This window comes from Hymenobacter sp. IS2118, assembly GCF_000715495.1.
In the GTDB taxonomy this organism is placed as follows: Bacteria; Bacteroidota; Bacteroidia; order Cytophagales; family Hymenobacteraceae; genus Hymenobacter.
The window spans coordinates 1-8,440 of the sequence record NZ_JNLX01000088.1 but is presented as its reverse complement, the minus strand read 5'-3'; the positions used below and the strand labels follow the sequence as shown (position 1 = coordinate 8,440).

The 8,440-nt window shown below is 60.4% G+C and carries 7 protein-coding genes; 4 read left to right on the top strand and 3 right to left on the bottom strand.

The genetic code is table 11. The features are described from left to right. Window positions 1–958, bottom strand: a 958-nt coding sequence (locus tag GM79_RS08105; RefSeq protein WP_035562014.1) for a HAMP domain-containing histidine kinase, incomplete at its 3' end; no start/stop codon positions are given. Window positions 959–1,195: 237 nt separating this feature from the next. Further along, a complete protein-coding gene (dusB, locus tag GM79_RS08100; RefSeq protein ID WP_035562011.1) occupies window positions 1,196–2,191 on the bottom strand; it encodes a tRNA dihydrouridine synthase DusB in 996 nt (331 codons plus the stop codon). A 226-nt stretch (window positions 2,192–2,417) separates the two neighbouring features. Here dusB and GM79_RS08095 point away from each other — a divergent pair, with 226 nt between their 5' ends. The 4 genes from GM79_RS08095 (at window position 2,418) to GM79_RS08080 (ending at window position 6,815) form a co-directional block, all read left to right on the top strand. Further along, window positions 2,418–3,389, top strand: coding sequence for a CPBP family intramembrane glutamic endopeptidase (locus GM79_RS08095; protein ID WP_051718658.1), 972 nt, complete (start codon window positions 2,418–2,420; stop codon window positions 3,387–3,389). 115 nt (window positions 3,390–3,504) lie between these two features. After that, window positions 3,505–4,500: a phosphatidate cytidylyltransferase gene (locus GM79_RS22840; protein ID WP_051718657.1), complete on the top strand. Its 996-nt coding sequence runs from the start codon at window positions 3,505–3,507 to the stop codon at window positions 4,498–4,500. A gap of 125 nt (window positions 4,501–4,625) precedes the next feature. Then, the gene (locus GM79_RS08085) at window positions 4,626–5,915 is read left to right on the top strand and encodes a Glu/Leu/Phe/Val family dehydrogenase (RefSeq protein WP_035562009.1); all 1,290 of its coding nucleotides are present in this window, start codon (window positions 4,626–4,628) and stop codon (window positions 5,913–5,915) included. A 234-nt stretch (window positions 5,916–6,149) separates the two neighbouring features. After that, on the top strand, window positions 6,150–6,815 hold the full coding sequence (locus GM79_RS08080; protein WP_035562005.1) for a phosphatidylserine decarboxylase family protein: 666 nt from the start codon (window positions 6,150–6,152) through the stop codon (window positions 6,813–6,815). Between the two features lie 65 nt (window positions 6,816–6,880). On the opposite strand, the gene GM79_RS08075 is transcribed toward GM79_RS08080, so the two are convergent. Beyond that, window positions 6,881–8,350, bottom strand: coding sequence for an IS4 family transposase (locus GM79_RS08075; RefSeq protein WP_035561809.1), 1,470 nt, complete (start codon window positions 8,348–8,350; stop codon window positions 6,881–6,883). Window positions 8,351–8,440 lie beyond the last annotated feature (90 nt).

Genomic DNA, 8,440 nt, shown 5'->3' with positions numbered 1-8,440 from the left:
GGCGGGTGCGCACCCGCCGCAGGTGCAGCGTGATGGAGCCGCGCCCGTTCATGGCGTCCACGGCGTTTTTGCAGATGTTTTCGATGACCCAATCGAAGAGCGGCACGTTGATGCGGGCGGGCGTATCGAGCGGCAGGTCCGATTCGATGGTGAAAACCACCTTTTTGGAGACCCGGCTTTGCAGGTATTCGATGGCGTTGCGGGTGGTGCGGTACAGGTTTTCATCCTTCAGCACGGGCACCGAGCCGATGTTGGAGAACCGCTCGGTGATGATTTCCAGGCGCCGGATGTCCTTGCCCAACTCTTCCACAATGGGCTCGTCCTTGAAGCGGTCGGAGTCGCGCAGGTAGTTCTGCCAGCCCACCAGGCTGCTGAGCGGCGTGCCCAGCTGGTGGGCGGTTTCTTTGGCCAAGCCCACCCACACGCGGTTTTGCTCGGCCCGGCGCGACGAGCTGAACGCGAAATAGGCAATGATGCCCAGGCAGCCAATCACGACGAGCTGCACCAGCGGGTAGGTGCGCAGCTGCTGCAGCAGCACCGAGTCGCGGTAGTAGATGTAGTTCACCTGCCCGGCCCCGAACTTCACCACGATGGGCGGGTGCTGCTGCTTCATGAGCAGCAACTCGCTCTGCATTAGCCGCACCGAATCGGCCTCCGACAAGTGGGCCGGAATAGTAATGTTTTTGGCCGCAATGGCATTGGTTCCGTCGCTGAGAATCACCGGAATAGTGGCGTTGGCATTCACTATCTCGCTGAAAACGAACAAGGTGTTCGAGTCCTGCTCAGAGTTGATAATGAATTCCTGGGCTTTGGCATACAGCTGAATCTGCTGCTGCTCCCGTTCCGATACCCGCTGCACCAGCAAATTGGTGTACACCACGGTAGCCGCCCCAATCAGCAAGGCCATGACGGCCACCAGAATTTTGAGGCGGGACTTTTGGTCGTAAATCGGAATCACTTAGTTCGTGGTTAGTTATTCAAGCGTGCTCGGCCGCAGGCACCTCATCCCCTAGCCCCTTCTCCTCAGGGAGAAGGGGAACTAGCTGTAGTTCTAGATTTTTAGCTTTGTGTTTAGCGCTAAAAACTAGTCCCCCTTCTTCCTGAGGAGAAGGGGTTAGGGGATGAGGTGCTCGCGGCCGGGAGGCAAAATCCCAGGGTTAGGGGGTGAGGTTGGCGCCTGGGCGCGATTGTACAACTACCCGTTGACCAGCACCGCTTCGCTGGCAGCGATTTCCTGCAGGATGCCGTACACCACGTTGGGGGTTTCGGCATTTACCAGGCTGGTGCGCCAGGACTTGGCACCTTCCAGGCCGCGGAAGTAGTGGGCGTAGTGGCGGCGCATCTCAAAGATGCCCACTTTCGGACCTTTCCACTCCACGCTTTTGTCGAAGTGCATCTGGCACATAGCCACCCGCTCTTCCAGGGTGGGCGGGGCCAGCAGCTGGCCAGTGGCCACGTAGTGCTTGATTTCGCGGAAAATCCAGGGGTAGCCGATGCTGGCGCGGCCCACCATCACGCCGTCCACGCCGTAGCGGTTTTTGTACTCCAACGCTTTCTCGGGCGAGGTGATGTCGCCGTTGCCGAAGATGGGAATGTGAATGCGTGGGTTGTCCTTGATTTTGGCAATGAGGCGCCAGTCGGCCTCGCCTTTGTAGAGCTGGGCGCGGGTGCGGCCGTGCACGGTGAGGGCCGCAATGCCGATGTCCTGCAGGCGCTCGGCCACTTCTTCCACGTTTTTGGTGCCCTCGTCCCAGCCCAGGCGGGTTTTCACGGTCACGGGCAGGTGGGTGTTGCGGATAACGGCGGCCGTCATCTCCACCATTTTGGGGATGTCCTGGAGTAGGGCCGCGCCGGCGCCGCGGCAAGCCACCTGCTTCACCGGGCAGCCGTAGTTAATGTCAATCAAATCGGGCCCCACTTCGGTGCTGATGGCCGCGCATTCGCCCATCGTTTCCACATCCGACCCAAACAGCTGGATGCCGATGGGCCGCTCGTAGTCGAAAATATCCAGCTTCTTGCGGCTCTTGGCTGCCGCCCGAATCAGTCCTTCCGACGAAATAAATTCGGTGTACATCAAGTCGGCCCCATTGGCCTTGCACACCGCGCGAAAGGGCGGGTCACTCACGTCCTCCATGGGCGCGAGCAGGAGCGGGAAGTCGGGCAGGGTAATATTGGGACCGATGTTGACCACAGATTTAACAGATTTTAGCGGATTTAACAGATTATTTGGGGTTCCGTCTTAGTAGGCGGACTTAGGAAGTGACCCGGAATAATTACGGGTTCTGATAGATTTAACGTCATTTGCAGCGCCATAACAGACGAGCGGGAAGAAGCGGAACCACAAAAAATCCGTTAAATCCGCTAAAATCTGTTAAATCTGTGGTCAAATTTACGTCCTACCCAACTAGTCCTCGTCCATGAAAGGTTTCCTGCCGCGCACCTTGCACCCCGGCCTCCAGATATTGATGCTTGTGGTGCTGATGGTGGTTGGGGCCTGCCTGGGCTACGCCATTATTTTCGGAGTAGCGCTGCAAGGCTACGGCCTTTCCCTGCCGGAAGTGCAACAGGTGATGACTGCTCCCATGACTTCCCCGCAGGGCTGGAGCATCCTGATGATGGCGCAAGGCGTGCTGCTGTTTTCGGCTTTTGCGGGGGGCTCGCTGCTGCTGGCATCGGCCATGGGCTATGGCTGGGCCGAGTATTTCAATGCGCGCCGGCTGGGGGCGGCGTGGTGGCTGCTGGCCGTGGCCGTGCTCATTGTGGTGATTCTGCCCTTCATGTCCAGCATCGTGGCCTGGAACGCCGACGCGCGTTTTCCGGCTTTTCTGCATGATTTTGAGGTATGGGCGCGCGCCAGTGAAGACCGGGCCCAGGGCCTCACCAAGTTCCTCACCCGCTTCAACACGACCACGCGGTTTCTGGTGGGCGTGGTGGTGGTGGCCGTGGTGCCGGCTGTGGCCGAGGAACTGGCGTTTCGGGGCGTAATTCAGAAAAACCTGGTGCGCTGGTTTTCGCCGCACGTGGGCGTGTGGCTGGGAGCGGCCATTTTCTCGGCCATTCACATGCAGTTTTTTGGGTTTGTGCCGCGCTTTGTGCTCGGGTTGGTGCTGGGGTATCTGTACCTCTGGAGCGGTAATATTCTGGTTTCCATGGCCGCGCACTTTGCCCAGAACGCCTTCCAGCTTCTTATTGTATACCTCACCCAGCGCGGCCTGTTCGGCTGGGGCTTCGACCCCGACTCGACTGAGGCGCTGCCCTGGACGCTGGTGGTGCCGTCGGCGCTGCTCTCGGCCGGCCTGCTCTACTTCCTGTACCGGCACATGACGGCCCCGGCCCCGCCCACCCAAATGCTCACCCTCAGCCACGACGGCGTGAAACGAACGGCGTAGCGGCGCATCTTTACGTCGCGTCGTTGAACGGCAATCCGAAACGACCAAGCCGGCGTTATTCTACTACTATTTCCAACGCAGAGACGCAAGCTTACGCCTCTACATTCCTTCCGATTTGCCCGACGCTACGCCTCCGATTACCCCCGCCTTACCCGACGCCACCGGTAAAAAGTCCGGGCCCAGCGACCTGGGCCAGCGGGCCATCTACGCCTCCATCGGAGCCGCCATGCTGCTGGGCAGCGTATGGTTCAGCGCCTGGAGCTTTGCTTTGTTTTTCGCGGCGGTGCAGGTAAAAATGCTGCTGGAATTTTATCGCATGATGCGGGCAGGCGGAACCAAGCCAGCGAAATGGATGGGAGTGGGGGCTAGTTTAGTGATTTTTGGCTTGGTATATTATGTAACTCACGGCCATCAGCAATACGCTCAATTCTCCGGTCAGCCACAGGGCTGGACCATTTACCCACCCCTGTCGGCCTTGCCGCAGGCAACGCCTCTGCCTGCTTCCCTTTGGTTTATGAGCGCCGGAAGTTCGGCTTACGCGTGGCTGGTGGTGGCCGCCCTGCTGCTGGTGGGGCTGGTGCTGAAGGAAATCACGGCGTGGCCCAACAACGGCAGCCCATTTGCCAATATCAGCGCAACGCTCGGCGGACTGTTCTACGTGAGCTTGCCCATGTGCTTCCTCAACGCGGTGGCCTCTGGGCCCGAGGGCTACGACTATCGCCGCATTTTCGCCCTACTCTTCCTTGTCTGGGCTTCCGATATTGGCGCTTACGCGGCCGGCAGAACCTTTGGCAAGCGCAAGCTGGCCCCCAGCATCTCGCCCGGTAAAACCTGGGAGGGCTGGGCCGGTGGCTTTGCGCTCACACTGGTCGTGGGCTGGGCCCTGACGTTTATGCTGCCCGATGTGCCGCTGGCGCACCTCCTGGTGGCGGCCGGCGTGGTGGCCGTGTTCGGCCCCATCGGCGACCTGGCCGAGTCCATGCTCAAGCGCAGCGTGGGCGTGAAGGATTCGGGCACGTTCATGCCCGGCCACGGCGGATTACTCGACCGCTTCGATGCGTTTCTGCTGGTGCTGCCGGTGCTGGCGCTGCTGCAATTGCTGGCTAATTAGTTATCGGCTTTTTTTTGGTGTAAATGCCAATAGCTGATGGCTAAAACCTAGCAGCTAATCAACGTACCTTTGCGGCCCTAAACCTCCGGCACACTCCCACCCAACACTTTCCCACCCCCATCCGAATGGCAGCTCACCACACCGTGTACAAAGAACCAGCCCCGATTCTGGACCGCGAAAATCCCCTGGAATCCATGATGTCGCGCTTCAATATCGCGGCCGATATCCTCGGGCTCGATGATGCCACGTACAACGTGCTGAAAGTGGCCGACAAGCAGGTTATCGTCAACATTCCGGTGACGATGGACGACGGCCACATCCGCGTTTTCGAAGGCTACCGTGTGATTCACAACACCATTCTGGGCCCGAGCAAGGGCGGCATTCGCTACGACAAAAACGTGCACCTCGACGAGGTGAAAGCCCTGGCTGCCTGGATGACCTGGAAGTGCGCCGTGGTTGACATTCCTTACGGCGGCGCCAAAGGCGGTATCATCTGCGACCCCACCACGATGAGCGCCGGCGAAATTGAGCGCATGACCCGCGGCTACACCTTGGCCCTGAAAGACATTTTCGGTCCCGACCGCGACATTCCGGCTCCCGACATGGGCACCGGCCCCCGCGAAATGGCGTGGCTGATGGACGAGTTTTCCAAAACCAACGGCATGACCTCGCCGGCCGTGGTTACGGGCAAACCGTTGGTGATGGGCGGCTCGCTGGGCCGCACCGAAGCCACTGGCCGCGGCGTGATGGTGTCGGCCCTGGCCGCCCTCAAAAAGCTGGGACTGAAGCCAACGGAAGTTTCCGCTGCCATTCAGGGCTTCGGCAACGTGGGCTCCTGGGCTGCTATTCTGTTGCACGCCGAGGGGGTGAAAATCAAAGGCGTATCCGATATTTCCGGGGCTTACTGGAACGATAACGGCATTAATATCGACGAGGCGGTGGCGTACAAAAACGCGCACAACGGCCGCCTCGAAGGCTTCACCGGCGCCACGCCCATGGATGCCGACGACCTGCTGACTTCCGACGTGGACGTGCTGGTGCCAGCTGCCGTGGAGGACGTTATTACCGAGCACAACGCGCATAAAATCAAAGCCAAGCTGATTGTGGAAGGTGCCAACGGCCCTACGTCGGCCTCGGCCGACTCCATTATCAATGACAAAGGCATTATGGTGGTGCCCGACATCCTGGCCAATTCCGGCGGCGTTACGGTTTCCTACTTCGAGTGGGTGCAGAACAAGCAGGGCTTCAAATGGAGCCTGGACATGGTGACCGACCGTGCCGACCGCATCATGAATGACGCCTTCGAGAAGGTGTACCAGACCAGCCAGAAATACAATGTGCCGATGCGCATCGCGGCCTACGTCGTGGCCATCGATAAAGTAGCCCAGACCTACAAGTTCCGCGGCGGCTTCTAGAATCGCGGATTTTCGCTGATTAGTTTGATTTAGCTGATTATCTTGTGGCTCCGGCTAAGTGTAAATTAAGCTGTACAGACAAAAACAGAAATGGCACGGGCCACTTGGCCGGTGCTATTTCTGTTTTTGACCGTAATTTGTCCCACTAGGCAAAAAATACCGTAAGGTCGTTGTGCGCCGATTGATGCCGCATAAATCAGCGAAATCAAAGTCAATCAGCGAAAATCAGTGATTATGAAAATCCACAAAGAAGGAAGACGCATTCTGTTCGTTACGCTGCTAGTACTACTGGCGCTTAATCTGCTGATATTCAATTTAAATAAAGGTGGCGATTTGGTCAATCGGCTGTTTGCCGGGGCCACGGTTATTGTCTTTTTGCTGATTCTGCAATTCTTCCGCAGTCCCTTCCGGCACCTGTTCACCCACGAGGATTTGCTGCTGGCACCCGCCGACGGCAAGGTGGTGGTAATCGAAAACGTATTCGAGCCCGAGTATTTCGAGGATGAGCGCAAGCAAATCAGCATTTTCATGTCGCCTATCAACGTGCACATCACGCGCAATCCGATTTCAGGCCTGGTGAAATACTTCAAATACCACCCCGGCAACTACCTGGTGGCCTGGCACCCCAAAAGTAGCACTCAAAACGAGCGCACCACGGTGGTAGTCGAAAGCGATGCCGGCCCGCTGGTGCTCTTCCGGCAGATTGCCGGCGCCATGGCCCGCCGCATCGTGTGGTACGTGAATGAGGGCGACGAAGTAACGCAGGGTGAGGAGTTCGGCTTCATCAAATTCGGCTCCCGCGTGGATGTTTTCGTGCCGATGGATACCGAAGTGAAAGTAGAGTTGGGCCAGAAAGTGAAAGGCGGCACGACCGTGATTTGCCAGCTCAAAGTGAAGTAGTATTCTACTTGGTTAGCACACAGAAAAGCCCGGCTGCATCGATGCAGCTTGTCCTTACCCACATCTTAGGGCTGGTTGAGTTGAGTGGCGAGCCGGACGCCTTCGACGAGTAAGCGCAGGCTCATCAGGCCGCGCCAGAGGGTTTGCCAGCCAGGTGGTCCGTCGCCTTTGCGGCCCAGGTGGCCGCCCAGGCCAGCCAAGGCATAATACACGTCGCGCACAGTCTGCACGGGTCGTGAACTGCGCAGCGTGAGGACCTGTAAAAAAGTCGCTTCCAGCCCCGCTGCCGTCGCCGGCAAGTCGGGTTGGAGGCGACTTTTTTCGCGCATATCCACTAGCGCCAATGCGACCACGCTGAGCAGGGCGACGGCGGCAAAAAGACGGTCAGCGGTTTGGAGCTGGAGCTTTTCGGCCCCCAGGCCCGTTTTCAGGGCTTTGTGAAAGTCCTCGATGAGCCAGCGGCTCACGTACTGCCGGGCGCAGGCGTGGGCCTGGGCAAAATCCGTGATGGGTTGGTCGCAGAGCAGCAGCCATTCCAGGGCGGGCGTGGCCGGGCCTGTGTCCCCGACTTGGGCGGCTTCCCAGACCCGTACCAGGGCGCAGGGAACCGGGTCCCCTTTGCCCGTCGCCGCGCCCGGTCGCTGGGGCGCACGCAGGGCCAGCGGGGGGCTGAAACTGACCTGGAGCAGCACTTCGCGGGCCGGCTGGCCCGGCCGGCCACGCAAGGCCAGGGTCAACTGGCCCGCCGAGGGCTGGGCCCGCGCCACGGCGAAGAGCCGCCCGGCGGGCGCTTTGTCGGCGCCGGCCACCAGGGCCCGGTCCTGGGCGGCGCGCACCACGAAGCCCAGGCCCTGGGCCCGGCACTGCTGCAGGTGCTCGTAGATGTCGGCCCCGCGGTCGGCCACCACCACCCAGCGCGCGTCCGGTGGCGGGCTGCCCACGTTGCGCAAGCTCCGGGACCAGAGCGCCGATTCGCGGACCCGGCCCTGGCGCAGGCGCGAGCCGCCGTGGAGATGGTCTTTTTCGGCCTCCGGCACCGGTTGACGGACGTGAAACTGCTGGTCCAACAGGCCCAGCAGCGGCAGGGCGGGCCGTTTGGCGGCCGGGTCGGGGTCCTGCACCGGCCAGCCGGCGGCCACCAACGAGTGCAGCAGTACGCCCTGGCTCGTGGCCTTGCCCGGCCCGACCGGCCCCAGGCCGGGCCGGCGCTCGTCGGCTTCGGGCCAGCTCAGTTCGCTCGTGTCTTCGACCAGCAGGTAGGTGCCCGGCTCCTGTAGCGCTTGGCGAACCACGGCCTGATGCGCCCCCTGCAGCGCCTCGGGCGTGGCCCTTGCACCGCCCAGCAAGCGATACGCCGCTTTACTGGCCCCCGCCTGGCCGGTCCCCAACTGCGGAATGGTGGCCCCCGGCTGCCGGGCCCAACCGGCGGCCAACTGCACCACCCGTCGGCTGCGGCGGGCATCGCCCAACACCGTGCCCCCAAAATGCGTCTGCGCCCACAGCTGCGGGTCGCAGAAATGCGTCGAAATACTCATCTCGCAAGCTACTAAGCCGGCCCCGCAAGAACCCACAAAAAAGCGCCGACCTGTTGGCCGGCGCTTTTCAAAGATGTGGGTAAGGACAAG